This is a genomic window from Paenibacillus athensensis (genome assembly GCF_004514475.2).
Lineage (GTDB): Bacteria > Bacillota > Bacilli > Paenibacillales > NBRC-103111 > Paenibacillus_AL > Paenibacillus_AL athensensis.
In genome coordinates, this window is sequence record NZ_MYFO02000003.1 from 19,694 (window position 1) to 35,795 (window position 16,102).

Sequence of the window (16,102 nt, forward strand, 5' to 3'; positions counted from 1 at the left end):
CATTAATCATGTATAGCGACAATGTCAAAATCTTTTCCGGATCTTCCAATCCGAAGCTTGCGGAACGTATTTGCAACGAGCTCGGCCAACCGCTCGGGCAGATCAAGCTGTCCCGTTTCAAAAGCGGTGAAATTTATTGCTTATACGAAGAGACGATTCGCAACTGCGACGTATTTCTGGTACAAACCTTCTCCCATCCGATCAATGAGCATATGATGGAATTGCTGGTCATGATGGATGCGGCGAAGCGGGCTTCCGCAAGAACGATCAACCTTGTCATCCCTTACTATGGTTACTCTCGCCAGGAACGCAAAGCGGCTCCACGCGAGCCGATTTCCGCCAAGCTGGTTGCCGATCTGTTCAGCGCTGCGGGCGCAACCCGCGTCGTGACGATCGATCTGCACGCTCCGGCGATTCAGGGCTTTTTCAATATTCCGGTGGATCATTTGACTGCGCTTGATGTGCTCAGCGACTGCATCCGCAAGCAAAATCTCGTCGATCCGATCATCGTGTCCCCGGATGCGGGACGCGCGACGACAGCCGAGAAGATGGCGAATATTCTCGATGCTCCTTTTGCCATGATGATTAAAAAGCGCCCTGCGCACAACGAAGCGGTCATCACGCACGTCATCGGCGACGTGGCGGGACGCACGCCGATCATTATCGAGGACCTGATCGACACGGGTACGACCATCGTCAACGTCGTCGAAGGGCTTAAAGAGCGCGGCGCTCACGACGTCTATATTTGCGCGACGCATCCGGTATTCTCCGGTCCGGCGCTGCAGCGTCTGGACCATCCGAACATCAAAGAAGTGATCATCACCGACTCGATCGCCATTCCGGAGGATCATCCGGACAAGTTCCGCGTGCTTTCGGTTGCGCCGCTGCTGTCCGATGCGATCCGCATTATTATCGAAGGCGGTTCCTTGTCCTCGCTGTTCAAATACGGCGGCGTATAGAGCGGCGGCGGCAGCGGGCGCTGACGGCGCGGCGGGCGCGCGGATAAAGCTTTTGGCTTCTCGGCGATCTATGGTATAATTTGAGGGAATCCTATTACCGGAGGTGCCTTGCCATGGAGAAGAAAAAGCGTGTATCCGAAGCTCCCAAGCCTAAAGTCATATCCTTGAACATGGATGCTGCCTTCTTTTTCGAAAGAGCGGTCCAGTCCTTGGATCGGCTTCATTATGATAAGGCATTGAAATATTTTCGCCGCGCCGTTGAATATGAAACGGACAATCCGGTGAACCACTGCAATCTCGCCGGTGTGCTCTCCGAAATGGGCAACTACGAGGAGTCCAACCGCATTTTGCAGGAAATTGTGGATACGATTGATCCCGATATGACCGAGTGTTATTTTTATATGGCTAATAACTATGCCAACATGGAAAACTACGAACAGGCGGAGACAGCGCTCGTGCGGTATCTGGAGACGGATCCGGCTGGTCAGTTCCTGGAGGAATCCGAGGAAATGATGGAGCTGCTCAGCTATGAACTTGAACGCCCTGCCCCGCTCACGTGCATCAAGAGCAGAGAAGGGCTGTTCGAGCATGATAAAGCGCGCGCGCTGCTGGAGGAAGGCAAATTCGCCGAAGCGGTGCGGCTGCTGGAGAAGCTGGTCAAGAATCACGGCGATTTTCTCGCCGCCCGCAACAATCTGGCGCTGGCCTATTACTACATGGGGCAGTTCGAGAAGTCGATGGATACGATCAAGGAGGTGCTGGAGCTCGACTCCGGCAATCTGCACGCGTTGTGCAACCTGGCGATATTCCATCAGCACTTCGGCAACCGCAAGGAGCTGGCCGAGCTGCTGGAGCAGCTGCGCAAAACGTTCCCGTTCCAGCAGGACCATGTGTTCAAGCTGGCTACGACAATGGGGATTCTTGGCGAGCATAGCAAGGCGTACCATCTGTTCAAAAGGCTGATCAAGGCCGGCGAGGGCGGCAGCGATCCGTGCCTGCATCATTACGCCGCCGTGGCAGCATGCCATATCGGCCGTTATGTCGAAGCCGAGCGCCACTGGCGTCAGGTCGAGAAGACGGACCCTGGCTCGGAAATCGCCAAGTTCTATCTGGAGCAGCTGCGGGCGTTGCCGGAGGCGTCAGGGACGCCGACCTGGAGCTACCATTATCATCTGCCGTTCGAGGAGCAGTTCCGCGTGCTGGAGAAATCGTCGCAGGGCATCCCGGAGCAGCTGAAGAAGGATCCGCTGGTGCGTTCTTCCTTCTTCTGGGCGCTGCGGCACGGCGATATGGACACGAAGCTGCAGGTAATCCAGGCGTTTGGCCTGATCGCCGACAATGAGGTGAAGGACGCGCTGCGCGACTTCATTCAGGAGCGGCAGGAAGACGATTATTTGAAAAAAGTCGCGATCTTCGTGCTTCGCAGCATCGGTGTGCGCGATCCGCTGCCGGCTTATCTGGACGGCGCGCCGCTGGTCGTGCAGGCGGCTCCGTTCGCGCCGAACCTGCCGGTCTGGCAGCCCAAGTGGCAGGAGGTCATGGAAACCGCGCAAAAGCACATGCACAAGCGCTATGACATGATTCAGCAGCACGATCTGGAAATTCTCTGGGTCGAGTTTCTCACCCGCGTCTATCCCGATACGCCCAAGATTCAAAAAGCCGAAGGCTGGGCAGCGGCGCTGGAATACCTGATTGCCAAAATGCATCGCCGGGCGATTTCGTACCAGGAGGTAGCAGTTCGCTACGAGGTGACGGTATCGACCGTGAGCAAGAACGTCAAGCTGATCGATGAGGCTTGCGGGCTGCGCGAGAAGATGGAAGCGATCTTCCCCAAATTTCTGAGCATGGAAAAGCAGGGACCGAGCTAGGCAACCGGCTCACAGTCGTTGTTCGCACCTCAAGTGCAGCGGCTTGTGGGCCGCCGTTCTGGTCGGGCCAATGCTTGCCTATAGAGAATGTCTATCACAGGAGGGAAACCATATGTATAAAACAGTCGTTGTAGGAACAGGACCGTCCGGTCTGACTGCTGCTATTTACCTGGCTCGCGCCAATCTCAATCCGCTGGTCATCGAAGGTCCGGAGCCGGGCGGCCAGCTGACGACTACGACCGAGGTCGAGAATTTTCCGGGCTTTCCCGAAGGCATCATGGGTCCGGAGCTGATGGAAAACATGCGCAAGCAAGCGGAGCGATTCGGCGCGGAATTCAAAACCGGCTGGGTGAATTCGGTCGAACTGACCGAGCGTCCGTTCAAGCTGAACGTGGAAGGGCTCGGCGTCATTGAGACAGAGGCGTTGATCATCTCGACCGGCGCATCGGCCAAGCTGCTCGGTATTACCAATGAGAAGGAAAGCATCGGCCACGGCGTCAGCACCTGCGCGACCTGTGACGGATTTTTCTTCCGCGGCAAAAAAATTATCGTGGTCGGCGGCGGCGACTCCGCGATGGAGGAAGCGAACTTCCTGACGCGCTTCGCTTCGCAGGTGACGCTGGTGCATCGCCGCGACGAGCTGCGTGCTTCGAAAATCATGCAGGATCGCGCACGCGGCAACGACAAGGTGAAGTGGTCGCTGAACCGTACGCCGCTGGAGGTCATTTCGGCCGACCACAAGGTAACGGGACTCAAGGTGCGCAACAACGCCACAGGCGAAGACGAAGTGATCGAAACGGACGGTATTTTCGTGGCGATTGGCCATACACCGAACACCAAATTCCTCGGCGGACAGATCACAACGGATGAGCAAGGCTACATTCTCGTTAAGCCGGGTACGACGGAAACGAACATTCCGGGCGTATTCGCTTGCGGCGACGTACAGGATCTGAAGTACCGTCAAGCCATTACCGCAGCAGGCAGCGGCTGCATGGCTGCACTGGATTGCGAAAAATTCCTTGAGGGCCACGCTGTTCACGACTGGAGCCAGTCGCTGTAAAACGGCCTGAAAGTGAAATGAACCGCATATAGATAGGAAAACGATGCCTATAAGGGCCTGCGCGACAATGTTCGGCGGGCCCTTTGCGCTGGGGTTGGCAAAATGAGGCGGATTTTCGCGGCTTCTCAATCTTGACCTGCCCACAGCGTTAGCATATAGTTGGAACAGGAGCTTTTGCCTTCAAATTTTATGACTACTTTTAGAGGTGACTTATTCATGTCAAATCAGATTTATATCGGTGTGGATTTAGGCGGTACCAATATCAAAGTGGGCATCTGTGACGAGCGGGGAAGCTTGCTGCATACGTATGAAGGACCTACAGGTGCAGAGGAAGGCGCCGAAGCGGTGCTTGAACGGATCGCGGCTTACGTGCGTCAAATTGTCGAGGATTCTCCTTTTTCCTGGGAGCAGGTGGCCGGTATTGGTGCGGGTCTGGCGGGATTTCTGGATATCCCGAGAGGCATTGTCAAGTTCTCGCCTAACCTGAAATGGCGTGATGTCCATGCAAAGGACCGTCTGGAGCAGCTGCTGGGCAAAACAGTCACCATCGATAACGACGCCAACGTCGCAGCCTTGGGCGAAGCCTGGAGCGGCGCGGGTGCGGGCGTGCCCCATCTCGTCTGCTATACGCTCGGCACGGGCGTAGGCGGCGGCATTATCATTAACGGTAAAATCTATCAGGGCTTTGCCGGTACGGCCGGCGAGCTTGGACATATTGCAACGGTGCCGGACATCGAAGCGATCAATTGCGGCTGCGGGCAAACCGGCTGTCTGGAGACGGTCTCTTCGGCGACCGGCATTATTCGCATGGCCAATGACGCGGTAGAACGCGGCGAAAGCACATCGCTCGCTCTGCTGGAGAAGGTAGTTGAGGCCAAGCAGGTATTTGATGCGGCGAAATCCGGCGACGAAGTGGCGCTGCGCATTGTAAACCGTGCAGCCTATTATTTGGGCCGTTCGATGGCGATGGTCGCTGTCGTGCTTAATCCGCAGCGTTTTGTCGTGGGCGGCGGCGTATCGCGAGCCGGTGACATTTTGTTCGAACCGATCCGCGAGACCTTCAAGAAATATACACCGGAAGCGGCAGCGGAAGGTGTAGATATTGTGCCCGCGACACTGGGCAATGATGCAGGTGTTGTCGGTGCGGCCGGCTTGAACCTGCGCTAACAGGCAGCGCGCCCATCGAGGCGCGCTTCTATATGGAAAAGGGAGGGTGCGGGTCATGGAAGAAGCCTCGGCTATAGCCAAGCTGGTGATTATTACGGGCATGTCGGGTGCAGGCAAAACCATTGCGGTGCAAAGCTTGGAGGATCTCGGCTTTTTTTGCGTCGATAATCTCCCGCCTGTGCTGATACCCAAATTCGCCGAACTGATCGAGCAGTCGATGGGCAAAATCGGCAAGGTGGCGCTGGTGATCGACCTGCGGGGAAGAGAGTTTTTTACCTCGTTGCAGGAGTCTTTGCGGTATGTGCGCGACAACTATACGCTGACCTATGAGATTCTGTTCCTTGACGCGACGGACGCGACGCTCGTTCAGCGATATAAGGAAAGCCGCCGCCGCCATCCGCTCGCTCCGGACGGGGTGCCGCTGGAGGGCATTGCGCTGGAGCGCAGGCTGCTGGAGGAGCTGAAGGGGCTGGCCACGCAGGTGATCGATACCAGCTCGCTGAAGCCGGCTCAATTGAAGGAGCGGATCATCGGCCGGTTTACGAATCTGGAGGGCGATCGGCTGTCGGTCAACGTCATTTCATTCGGTTTCAAGTACGGGGTGCCGATTGACGCCGACCTGATTTTTGACGTCCGGTTTCTGCCGAATCCGCATTATGTCGAGACGCTGCGTCCCCAGACAGGTCAAAACGCCGAAGTGTACGAATATGTGATGAAATGGAGCGAGACGCAGGAGTTTCTTGCCAAGCTGCTCGATATGCTCAATTTTCTCATGCCGCAATACAAGAAAGAAGGCAAAAGCCAGGTTGTGGTCGGCATCGGCTGTACGGGCGGCAAGCATCGCTCGGTGGCTGTGGCCGAATATTTGGGCAAGACGATCGGCAATAGTGAAACGGAATTCGTCAGGGTCAGTCATCGGGACGCGGAGCGCGACCGCCTATAGAGGGGGAACGGAATGGATCGTCAGCAGACTCCGAAAATTGTGGTCATTGGCGGCGGCACGGGGCTTTCCGTCATGCTGCGCGGGTTAAAGGAGAAGCCGGTTAACATCACGGCGATTGTGACCGTCGCCGACGACGGAGGAAGCTCAGGCATCCTCCGTTCGGAAATGCAGATGCCGCCGCCAGGCGATATCCGCAACGTGCTGACGGCGCTCGCCGATGTGGAGCCGCTGCTCTCGCAAATTTTGCAATACCGTTTTCAAGCGGGTACCGGATTAGCCGGACATAGCTTGGGAAATCTAATTTTGGCGGCGCTTACGGATATCACCGGCGATTTCGTAAAAGGCGTGCAGGAGATGAATCGCGTGTTCGCGGTGCGCGGGCGCGTGCTCCCGGCAGCCAACGAAGCGATTATTCTCAAGGCGGAGATGGAAGACGGCTCTGTTGTAGAGGGCGAGTCGAAAATCCCGCAGGCGCTGGGTCGGATCAAGCGGCTGACCATTGAGCCGGCCGACGTCACGCCGTTGGCCGATGCCCTGCAGGCGATCCGCGAGGCAGACGCCATCCTGTGCGGGCCGGGCAGCCTGTATACGAGCGTGCTGCCGAATCTGCTCGTGCCGCAGATCGCACAGGAAATTGTCAATTCCGCTGCGGTCAAAATGTTCATTTGCAATGTGATGACGCAGCCGGGAGAAACCGACAATTATTCCGTCAGCGATCATTTGGATGCGATTCACGCGCATTTGGGGCACCATCTGTTTGATTATGTGCTTGTCAATAACGGCGAAATTCCGCCGCAGGTGCAAGCCAAGTATGCGGAGCAAGGCTCAAAGGCCGTGCATCTCGATCTGGACGAGGTGACCAAGCGCGGTTACCGCGTCATTGCCGATAAGCTGGTGCTGTTCCGCACGTATTTACGTCACGACGCGGAAAAGCTCAGTGAACATATTTATCAGCTCGTCGAAAGCTGGATGTCCCGGAAGAGGTGAGTTCGTTGTCCTTTGCGGCACAAACCAAAAAAGAATTGACGCTGATCGAATCCGACGCCTGCTGCGAAAAAGCGGAGCTGTCTGCGCTGATTCGTATGAACGGCGCGGTGCAGCTTTCGAATCAACGCGTCATTCTTGATATTTCGACAGAAAACGCGGCGATTGCCCGCCGGATTTATTCCTTGCTCAAGAAAACGTTTAAGCTGCATACCGAGCTGCTTGTTCGCAAGAAGATGCGGCTTAAGAAAAATAACGTATACATTGTCCGGGTGCCCAATCAGGTGCAGGAGCTGCTGTCGGCGCTGAAAATTGTGTCGGAGGGCTTCATGTTCACGCCCGACATCGATAAGGACATCATCCGCAGCAGCTGCTGCAAGCGCGCGTATTTGCGCGGGGCGTTCCTGGCCGGAGGTTCGGTCAATAACCCCGAAGGCTCTTCCTATCATCTGGAAATCGCGTCGATGTATGAGGAGCATTGCAAGGCGCTAAGCAAGCTGGCAAACAAGTTTGACTTGAATGCCCGTTGCATTGAACGCAAGAAGGGCTTCGTGCTCTACATCAAGGAAGGCGAAAAAATCATCGAGTTCCTCAGCATCATTGGCGCGCATCAGGCGCTGCTGCGCTTCGAGGATGTCCGCATCATGAAGGACATGCGCAACTCGGTCAATCGGATCGTCAACTGCGAAACCGCCAATCTGAACAAGACGATTGGTGCGGCTGTTCGGCAAATCGACAATATTCGGCTGCTGCAGCGCGAGGTAGGTCTGGAAAGTCTGCCGGAGAAGCTGCGCGAGGTTGCAGAAATTCGGCTGATGCACCCCGATATGAATCTGAAGGAAGTCGGCGATATGCTCAAGGGCAGCGTGAGCAAATCCGGCGTCAATCACCGATTGCGAAAAATCGACGAATTGGCGGAAAAATTACGGAATTCGTAATATAACACATCGTTTTCTGATTTTGCCTAGTGCAGTCGCCTGAAAAATGCTATAATGATTTAAAACATGTGTTACAGCTTACTGATATAAGTAGTTCATATAAGATTTGAGTAGGGGGAATCGGGTACATGTCAAGACGGCCAGTCGTTGTGAAATTGAAAACCGGCCTACATGCCAGACCTGCGGCATTGTTTGTCCAAGAGGCGAATAAGTTTTCATCGGAGATTTTTGTAGAGAAAGATGAAAAGAAAGTAAATGCAAAAAGCATCATGGGCATTATGAGTCTTGCCATCAGCACCGGCACTGAAGTATACATCAGTGCAGAGGGTTCGGACGCCGAGCAGGCTGTAACCGCTTTAGTTGGACTGGTCAGCAAAGAGGAATTAGAGAACCAGTAACATACTTACAGAGGCTTCCCTTCGGGGAAGTTTTTTTGCTTCTCGGCCTGTGACAGTTATGGCGAATTTGTTACGGAGGGGCGAAGTGGAGAAACCTTTTTCCGTGTGACGGCGTCTAACAGACGTGCGCGCAGAAGAGGGTTTTTTGGCGTGGCTGTGCGAACGTGTATGGACGTTGAGCATTGCATATTGTACCTGCAGAGGAGCTTGCTTGGAGATGAGAGGATTGGGGAAAAAAGCGCTGGCTGCCGCGGCTTCGTGCTGCCTGGCGTTATCGGCGCTGACCGCGGGGGTTTCCGCAGAAAGTGTAAGCGATATATCGGTAACAACAAGCGATATTTGGTTGTATCTGGACAAGCCCGACGTGACGGTGGACGGCAACGTCCGCACGCTGGAGACGCCGGCGCAAGTGATCGGGGATAAGCTGTATGTGCCGGCGAAGTTTTTGGGCGATGAGCTGGGCTTTCGCGTGGCTTGGAATGAAGTGACTCGGACGATTGAGATGACGCCGCCGGATTATACGATTGTGCTGGACAGCGATAATGGCAAGGTGACGGTCAATGGTGTGGAGTTGCGCTTTGCCGATGTGGCGGCGATTGTCGGCGGCAAGCTGTTGGTCAAGCTGACGTGGCTGGCTGATTATATGGGCGTGCCGTATGCCTACAACGCCGGGGAGCGGCGCGTGGAGATTCGCCATGTGCGGCCGCCCAAGAGCCTGTATTTGGAGCAGGAGGGCAACTCGAATCCGGTAGCCCGGTTTGAGACGGCGAAGCGGACGTATCGGCTTGGCGAGCCGGTAGAATATATCGATTTGAGCTATGATCCCGACTCGGAGGGCTTTGCGCCGTATCGGTGGCAGGGCCGTCAGGAGGCCTTCTTCCAGCCTGGGCGCTATCCGGTCAGCCTGCAGGTCAAGGACCAGCACGGTCATCTCAGCGAGCCGTATATCGGCTATGTAACGGTGGTGAACGAGCCGTATTGGAGCCCGGCGCTGTATCCGCTGTACACGAAGCCGCCGGGCGCGATTGTGCCGCTGAATCCAGCAGGCGGAGACTGGAGCGGGCTGCCGCAGGCGTCGAGGCAGGAAGAGAGCGCTCTGGAGCAGCGGCGGCTGGTGGTGAGCGGAGGTCAGCAGGCGCTGACGCAGGCCGGCATTTTGTATCAAGACGTGCTGGAACCCGGCCGTCTTCGTTTGCTGGCCCATCAGGTCAATGCGTCGAACCAGCGGCTGACACTGGCGCTGCTCGTTACCAACGAGTCGGAGCAGCCGGTGACCGTACATACGACGAGCGTGGGGGCCGAAGGGCCGTCCCCCGACGCGGGGCTGGTCATGCGGCAGTTATCGGCCGATCTGCTGTCCGCCCCGGCAACGGACCGCCAGCTGACCGTGCCGCCTAAAGGCACGTATATCTACTCGCAGCTGCCGTATATGGATCCCGGCGAAGCCGTGGCGCAATACGCCGACGTGGAGCTGGACGGACCGCTGCGGCTTGCCGTCGTGGCGGTTCCGGCGCTCCGCCAGTCGGCGCTGGACGGGCTGCCGCTGCTGGCCGGCAGCCCTGGCGCGAGCGGCGCCTTCCCGCAGGCGGAGGCGCGCTGGCGCGTCGACGGGCCGAGTGTGACCGGCCCGCAAGCGCTGACGCTCGGCGATGGCGTGATCGACCGCTATGTGCAGGGCCGCGACGGTGTCAGCGGCCTGCCGGTCGAGAACGTTGGCAACGCCGGCGTGGTGTATCGCGTTCACGTGGACAAGCCGGGCCGGATGGCCGTGCTGGTGCGTGCCGCGGGCGGCACGTTCCAGGGCACGGTCAAGGCCGGCGGCAGCTACGTGAACGTTCCTCTCCAGGGCGGCTTGCTGTCCGCCCTGGACGGCGCCGCCGTGCTCGCCCGGACGGACGGCACGGCGGCGGCGCTCGATCTGGCGTACACGCCCGTTCCGGGCAGCGTGCAGCCGATCGAGCTGATCTTTTACCCGCTGCCGGAGCCCGGCGGCAAGTGACGCGATGGATAGCGCATGAGCGGTTGTTTATTGGTTGAACATTGGTTTAAATGTGGTTTAATTTTAGTGAATCGGTTATAATGGGAAGGTATAGAAGAAAGGAGGACGTTGTATGACAACCAAAGCGGAAATTCAATCCCGGTTGGATCGGCTTATCGTCAAAGCCGAACCGGAAATGGCAGTTGAACTGCAGGATTTAAAACGTCAGATCAATGAATCCAACGAGATCGGTATTTCTGTGATTCGTGTGAACAAACGGTTGCGTGCAGGTCATCCGGTTGAAGCAAAGCGACGAGAGTACCATGTTTTAAAAGGAGTTTTGTTGGAGAATGAGTCGTACTACACCGTTGAAGAAGTAGCCAGACGCTTCGGCGTGACGCGTCAAGCGGTGCATAAATGGATTCATGCCAATAAAATCAAATATATGGCGCCAGCCGATGGAAAGCGGAAAGGGTATTTGATTCCCAAGGATCAATTTAAACCCCAAACGGCCCGTAGCGAAGAGATCTTGCGTCGCCGGGATGAAATTCTGGGAGGCGAACTGACGCTGATTGACCCGCAAGACGTATTTCGCGGCAGTCAGCTACATGGTGAATAAATGACGATTGCTTCGAATGAGCCGCTAGTGCGTATTTTATGCGATACGAACGTATTGGTGTCCGCATTCATTTTGCGATCCGAACAACTGGTGTCCTACCTCGATAATCTGATCAATCAACATGAGAATGGATGGATTGAGTTTGTGATTCCCAAGGCCGTGCAGGCCGAGCTATACGGGATTTTGCGGGCCGGCAGGATCCAGAGCCGAAAGAAAGCCATTACGCTATCTCACGAGCAGATTATGTACTTGTTGGAGCCATATCTGGGCGTACTTTTTGATCGGGACTATTGGCTGGTTTGGACCATTATGATTGGCCGCAAGGGAAGGCATATAAAGGGTTGCTTGTTAAGCTCTTGGTCGAAGAATACGGATGGCATGATTGGGGACAGGCTTACATTGAAAAAAATATGCGGCATCCGATTGAGCATTTGGGTCTAACTGATCGGCACGATTTGCCGATAATGGCGGCGGGGCTCTACCACGGTGTGGATTTGATCATTACCAGCAACATGGCTGATTTTATAGACTCGTTCGGAAAAATTCGCGTCATGACGCCGACGGATGCCCAGAATTTCGATCATTTTAACCTGCATCAGCCCTATGACATTTGGGAGAAAGACGAACCATAAACGTATGCATACAAACCAGTGCTGTTCGAAAAGGGTTCATTCCGATAAGTCAGTCCCGAATTAGAACGAAAAAGGGGCTGTCCAAAAGGGGATTGCACTGCAAGGAACAACCCAAAAATGACCCCAAAATCCACAGTTAAGTGGAGAGTGGGGTCATTTTTCACGGGTATTTGGATACTCCAAGTGGGGCTCGAAAAATCACGAATTGACTTTTCGGACAGCTCCTTTAACTTTGGTTGAAAAGCTGACTTCAGCGGGGGATGCAAAGTCACAAAATGACTTTGGGACAGCCCCTGTTGAGAGGCATGACCGCAATCAGATCTGGGGGGAATCTGATGCGACAGGTTCGATTAGTTAAATGTCAGCACAAAGCCGGGTTGAATCATGTAATACGGCGCCGGCGCTTCGATGTTCTTGAGCACCAGATTGTTAAAGGTAGCCGAGCCGTTCGGGGTGTAGGACATGATCGCTTGACCCAGATGCGGCTGTGTGAATTTGGAGGTCATGACATCGTCTTTGCCTGTACCGTCAATGGTCAGGTTGTTGAAGACAATGCCGCTGAAGCCTGCGCCTTCACCGAATTCCACGCCGTCGCGTTGCGCGTTGATGACGTCGATGTTGGTGAACGTAATGTTTTTAACAGCGCTGGCCGGAGCTTTCAGGTCGATGGCGCCAAGCTCTCCGTTGAAGAAGTCCTTGCTGCCGCCGCTGTTAACGATGGTGATGTCCGAGAACGTGATGCCGGTGTTTGTGTCAAAATGGTAGCCGGGGAATGTCGTGTCCAGACGAATGCCGGCGCTTTCGAAATTGTCTTTAATCAGCAGGTTGCGGATAACGTGCCCGCTGCCGCCGAAGATGCCGACGCCGGAAGCGCGCCACTGGTTCTCCAGCGTTGAATATTGGAACGTGTTGTTGACTTCCATCGGCGCGCCGAAGGAGTGATCCGGCCACATGGCCAAGCCGTCGTCGCCGTTGTTGCGGACGCTGACGTTGGTGACGGTCGAGTTTTTGGTGCCCTGACAGAAGTTGATGCCGTCGGCCAGGTTATTGCGGACGCGCCCGTTGGAAATGGTCAGTCCGTCGGCGACAAAGAAGGTCATGCCCGGCTTATCCGGGTAGTCGGCTACCCAAAAGCCGCATTCGAAATGATCTTCCCAGAAATCGTGAATGGTCGAGTTGGTGCCGAAGTCATCCATAAAGGCTTTGTAGACAGCTACTTGTGAATATCTCGATCTAAGCTTGGAGTTCATATATACGTTGCCAAAATCAAGCTTGCCCTGCACCCGGAATGAAATGCCGCCGGAGAAGGCTTTGTCCGAGGTAAACTGCAAGTTCGTGTGCCAAATGCCTGCGCCGGTAATCGTAATGTTGTTGATACGGTTGGCCGGATCGCCAATCACCCACATGTTGCCGAGATTCCAGTTGCCTTCCGGAATGTACACGGATTTGCCGGTGGCGATGGCTGCGGCTACCGTGGCGTTAAACGCCGGCAGGTCATCGGTGGCGTCATTTGGCGTTGCGCCGTAAGCCGTGACGGAAAGCGAGTTGGCCGGCTGTGGAATGGCTGACGGGATTTGCTCGATTTCAAGGAAGTCGACACCGTATTCAATGTTGTCGCCGTTTGTTTTTTGAATGCGGATCGTATCGCCCGGCTGCAGTGCAGTCGGCAGCTTGAAGTGGACTTCGTCAAAACGGAATACGGCCATGCCATTGCCGAGCGGAATGTCGCTTGGATTGCCGCCGCCGCTAAAATACTGCCAGCTCCAGTAGGAGCTTAATGCCAGCGTGTTGGTTTTGACGCCGTTGACGAACACGTCCAGCGAGCCGTTCAGGCCCATGCCGTCGGCTGAATCCGGCATCGTAAAGCGCATGGTGACGCCTGCGCCACCTTCATTCGGGCGAACCGTCCAGCCCACGAACGAGCCGTTCGACGGAAGCGCCACGTAAGCTTGATTGGAAGCTTCGGAAGCAGTAAGCGTGTAGTCGAAGTTCGGAGCTGTTTTCAGCACCGCACCGCCGCCCATGCCGCCGGAGAGCGCTGCTGCGTCTTCCGATTCATAGCGGGTGTACGGCATGGTTGCGCCGCGGCTTGTGCTCATTACGGTCAAATTTTGCGAATACGTGTTGTTGGTTTCATCGGTTTCGGCCGTTGTATTGTTGGCGTCCGCGCGCGCAACTACGGCATGCGTGGCCGAGGTAGCCGTCCACGAGGCGGAGGCAGTCAGGGTAACGCTTGCGCCTGCAGCGAGCGCTGTTGTGTTATTGGCCGTAGCCGCGACCTGCGTGCCGTCTACCTTGAAGCTGATCACACCCGGCGCGCCAGGCTGTGTGCCTTGGTTTTTGACGGTTGCGCTGAAGGTGACGGGGTTGCCGATCATAATAAATGCAGGATTCCAGGTCACGTTGGTTACAACCAGATCGATGCCGTTTTTCGGATTGACGGTCAGCGTCGCGCCGGTCGAGTTGTTTGTTTCGCTTGCTTCGGCTGTCGTGTTCGCACTATCGGCCGTAGCGGTGACGGAATGGCTGCCTACGCCGCTTGAGCTCCATGTGCCGGTGTAGGTTCTGGATGCGCCGACGGCAAGTGCCGAGGTATCGTTGGCTGCTGCCGCGACTTGAACGCCGTCCACGGAGAAAGCGATAATGCCGGGTGCGCCGGATGCCGCTCCCTGGTTCGTCACGACGGCCGTGAAGGTAACCGAGCTTCCCGCTTCCACAGCTGTTGGCGAAAGCGACAGGCTGGATACGATCAGATCAGGCATGGCTGTAGGCGTGATGGTGATGGATTTGGAGAATTGGTTGTTGCCTTCGTTGGATTCGCTGATGCGGTTAACGTCATCCACCCATGCGTTAACGCTGTGGCTGCCGGTAGTTGCGGTCCAGATCGACGATCCGCCTGGTCCCCCGTTAGCGGTTACCGTGACGGAGGCTCCCGGAGCCAGCGCCGCAGTCGTGTTATCCGACCAGCTCACCTGGCTACCGTCCACGCTGAAGCTGACGCCAATAATCGTGCCGGCTGGCGTGAAGTTGGTACCGATGTTTTTAACGACTGCCTTGAAGGTTACGGCATTGCCCGTAATCGGCGCAGCCGGAGACGTGAGGATGTCAGTGACGACCAGATCCGGTAAGCCGTATGGCGTCGGAGTCGGTGTCGTCGACGGTGTCGGAGTTGGCGTTGCAGTAGGTGTCGCCGTCGGCGTTGCAGTAGGCGTTGCCGTCGGTGTGGCCGTCGGTGTTGGGGTTGGCGTTGGCGTAGGTGTCGCTGTCGGCGTTGCTGTCGGCGTTGGCGTCGACGTCGGTCCCTGCACCGTCAGACTGTCCAGATTGACATTGCCGGAATCGGTCGTGTCGTATTTGTAGACAATCGTATTGGAGCCTGCGTTCAGGCTGACATTGTCCGATTGTGTCGACCACGTATCCCAATTCGCGAGATTGGCCAAGCTGATTTGTTTGATTTTTGTGCCGTTGACATACAGACTGAGCGTTTTGCTCGAGCCGCTGGCGTTGCCGTAGCGGAGCGCTGAGCTGTAGAGGCCTGCAGTCGGGACGCTAACCGCAAAGCTCGTTATCGCGCCTTGCGTCCAGTAGCCGTCCACAAAGCCCGTACCCGTATAGCCCGTATGGTCGGTGTTGACCTTGGCTCCGCCGGAAAGAGCGGCATTCTCAGCCTGATACGTGCCTGCCGGTGTGGCGGTTGGCGTCGGAGTCGGCGTAGGTGTTGCAGTTGCTGTAGGAGTTGGCGTCGGCGTCGAAGTGCCGTAAACCTCCAGCTCGGAGAGCTGTCCGGCCGGCCAGCCCGTATTCGCTGTGAAAATCACTTTCACATAGCGCACGGTTGCGGCAGAGAAGGTAATCGTCACTGTATTGCTGCTGCCTGGAGCAAACGTATAAGTCGCGGAAGCAGCAAGGGTTGTATACGTGCTGTCGTTCGTGCTGCCTTGCACGGACAAGGTTTGCGTCCGGCTGCCCCAGCCGGAAGGCAGCTTCAGATCAACCTGATTGACCGAAGCGGAGCTGCCCAGGTCCACGCGGACCCATTGCGGAAAGGCGTTATTGACGCTCTCCCAGTACGTTCCTGCATTACCGTCGGTCACATTGCCCGAGCCGTACACATCGGCGTGTCCGCTTTCGGTAGTCGCTTTGCCAAGAGCCAGATTGGTGGCCGCGTAGCTGACGCCGGCGTACATCGGAATTTGCAGAAAAACGAGTAAGGCGATCAAGCTCCAGGAAATGAGCCTGTTTCTGCGAAACGATTTGCGGGTGTTCAAAATGAAAATCCTCCTTTGTGATCTGAAAATGTCGTTCCGACGCGTCGAATCGTCGGCAGAAGCGCGCCTCCTTTCCGGAAAGCTGCTGCCGCTAAGCGGCTTGCAGAGCGAGAACCTTTTTTCAAGCGGATAGAAAGCGCTTTCATCTAAGGTTACTTTGCGACCGGCATCCCCATAAGGTGGAAGCAGATTCCTTTTTTTATTGTATAGACCGCTATCCGATAATTCGAGGCGTCCTGCTACGGCTTTTGTGTGCGATAATACGTTTGTCGCCGGAGCAGTCGACAA

The 16,102-nt window shown here is 56.0% G+C and carries 12 protein-coding genes; 11 read left to right on the forward strand and 1 reads right to left on the reverse strand.

The genetic code is table 11. The annotated features are described in order from the left end of the window. Window positions 1-8 precede the first annotated feature (8 nt). The 11 genes from B5M42_RS06620 (at window position 9) to B5M42_RS06670 (ending at window position 11,546) form a co-directional block, all read left to right on the forward strand. Window positions 9-959: a ribose-phosphate diphosphokinase gene (locus B5M42_RS06620; protein WP_134753815.1), complete on the forward strand. Its 951-nt coding sequence runs from the start codon at window positions 9-11 to the stop codon at window positions 957-959. A 113-nt stretch (window positions 960-1,072) separates the two neighbouring features. After that, on the forward strand, window positions 1,073-2,827 hold the full coding sequence (locus tag B5M42_RS06625) for a tetratricopeptide repeat protein (protein ID WP_134753817.1): 1,755 nt from the start codon (window positions 1,073-1,075) through the stop codon (window positions 2,825-2,827). A 112-nt stretch (window positions 2,828-2,939) separates the two neighbouring features. Continuing rightward, a complete protein-coding gene (gene trxB, locus B5M42_RS06630) occupies window positions 2,940-3,887 on the forward strand; it encodes a thioredoxin-disulfide reductase (protein WP_134753819.1) in 948 nt (315 codons plus the stop codon). Window positions 3,888-4,103: 216 nt separating this feature from the next. Continuing rightward, a complete protein-coding gene (locus B5M42_RS06635; protein ID WP_134753821.1) occupies window positions 4,104-5,054 on the forward strand; it encodes an ROK family glucokinase in 951 nt (316 codons plus the stop codon). Between the two features lie 55 nt (window positions 5,055-5,109). Beyond that, window positions 5,110-5,997, forward strand: a complete 888-nt coding sequence (gene rapZ, locus B5M42_RS06640; protein ID WP_134753823.1) for an RNase adapter RapZ — start codon at window positions 5,110-5,112, stop codon at window positions 5,995-5,997. Between the two features lie 12 nt (window positions 5,998-6,009). Continuing rightward, entirely contained in the window at window positions 6,010-6,984 is a 975-nt protein-coding gene (locus tag B5M42_RS06645) for a gluconeogenesis factor YvcK family protein (RefSeq protein ID WP_134753825.1), read from the forward strand. A gap of 5 nt (window positions 6,985-6,989) precedes the next feature. Then, window positions 6,990-7,919, forward strand: coding sequence for a DNA-binding protein WhiA (whiA, locus tag B5M42_RS06650; RefSeq protein ID WP_134753827.1), 930 nt, complete (start codon window positions 6,990-6,992; stop codon window positions 7,917-7,919). Between the two features lie 128 nt (window positions 7,920-8,047). Continuing rightward, entirely contained in the window at window positions 8,048-8,317 is a 270-nt protein-coding gene (locus B5M42_RS06655) for an HPr family phosphocarrier protein (protein ID WP_134753829.1), read from the forward strand. 217 nt (window positions 8,318-8,534) lie between these two features. Then, complete coding sequence (locus tag B5M42_RS06660; RefSeq protein ID WP_134753832.1) at window positions 8,535-10,316, forward strand: copper amine oxidase N-terminal domain-containing protein; 1,782 nt, start codon at window positions 8,535-8,537, stop codon at window positions 10,314-10,316. 112 nt (window positions 10,317-10,428) lie between these two features. Further along, the gene (locus B5M42_RS06665; RefSeq protein WP_134753834.1) at window positions 10,429-10,914 is read left to right on the forward strand and encodes a helix-turn-helix domain-containing protein; all 486 of its coding nucleotides are present in this window, start codon (window positions 10,429-10,431) and stop codon (window positions 10,912-10,914) included. A gap of 299 nt (window positions 10,915-11,213) precedes the next feature. After that, complete coding sequence (locus tag B5M42_RS06670) at window positions 11,214-11,546, forward strand: hypothetical protein (RefSeq protein ID WP_134753836.1); 333 nt, start codon at window positions 11,214-11,216, stop codon at window positions 11,544-11,546. Window positions 11,547-11,896: 350 nt separating this feature from the next. On the opposite strand, the gene B5M42_RS06675 is transcribed toward B5M42_RS06670, so the two are convergent. Then, entirely contained in the window at window positions 11,897-15,814 is a 3,918-nt protein-coding gene (locus B5M42_RS06675; RefSeq protein ID WP_230632767.1) for a CARDB domain-containing protein, read from the reverse strand. Window positions 15,815-16,102: the final 288 nt, after the last annotated feature.

Coding starts and splice junctions, on each gene's coding strand:
- B5M42_RS06645 (WP_134753825.1), top strand. CDS start 6,010: ATGGATCGTCAGCAGACTCCGAAAATTGTGGTCATTGGCGGCGGCACG.
- B5M42_RS06625 (WP_134753817.1), top strand. CDS start 1,073: ATGGAGAAGAAAAAGCGTGTATCCGAAGCTCCCAAGCCTAAAGTCATA.
- B5M42_RS06660 (WP_134753832.1), top strand. CDS start 8,535: ATGAGAGGATTGGGGAAAAAAGCGCTGGCTGCCGCGGCTTCGTGCTGC.
- trxB (WP_134753819.1), top strand. CDS start 2,940: ATGTATAAAACAGTCGTTGTAGGAACAGGACCGTCCGGTCTGACTGCT.
- B5M42_RS06635 (WP_134753821.1), top strand. CDS start 4,104: ATGTCAAATCAGATTTATATCGGTGTGGATTTAGGCGGTACCAATATC.
- B5M42_RS06665 (WP_134753834.1), top strand. CDS start 10,429: ATGACAACCAAAGCGGAAATTCAATCCCGGTTGGATCGGCTTATCGTC.
- B5M42_RS06620 (WP_134753815.1), top strand. CDS start 9: ATGTATAGCGACAATGTCAAAATCTTTTCCGGATCTTCCAATCCGAAG.
- B5M42_RS06655 (WP_134753829.1), top strand. CDS start 8,048: ATGTCAAGACGGCCAGTCGTTGTGAAATTGAAAACCGGCCTACATGCC.
- rapZ (WP_134753823.1), top strand. CDS start 5,110: ATGGAAGAAGCCTCGGCTATAGCCAAGCTGGTGATTATTACGGGCATG.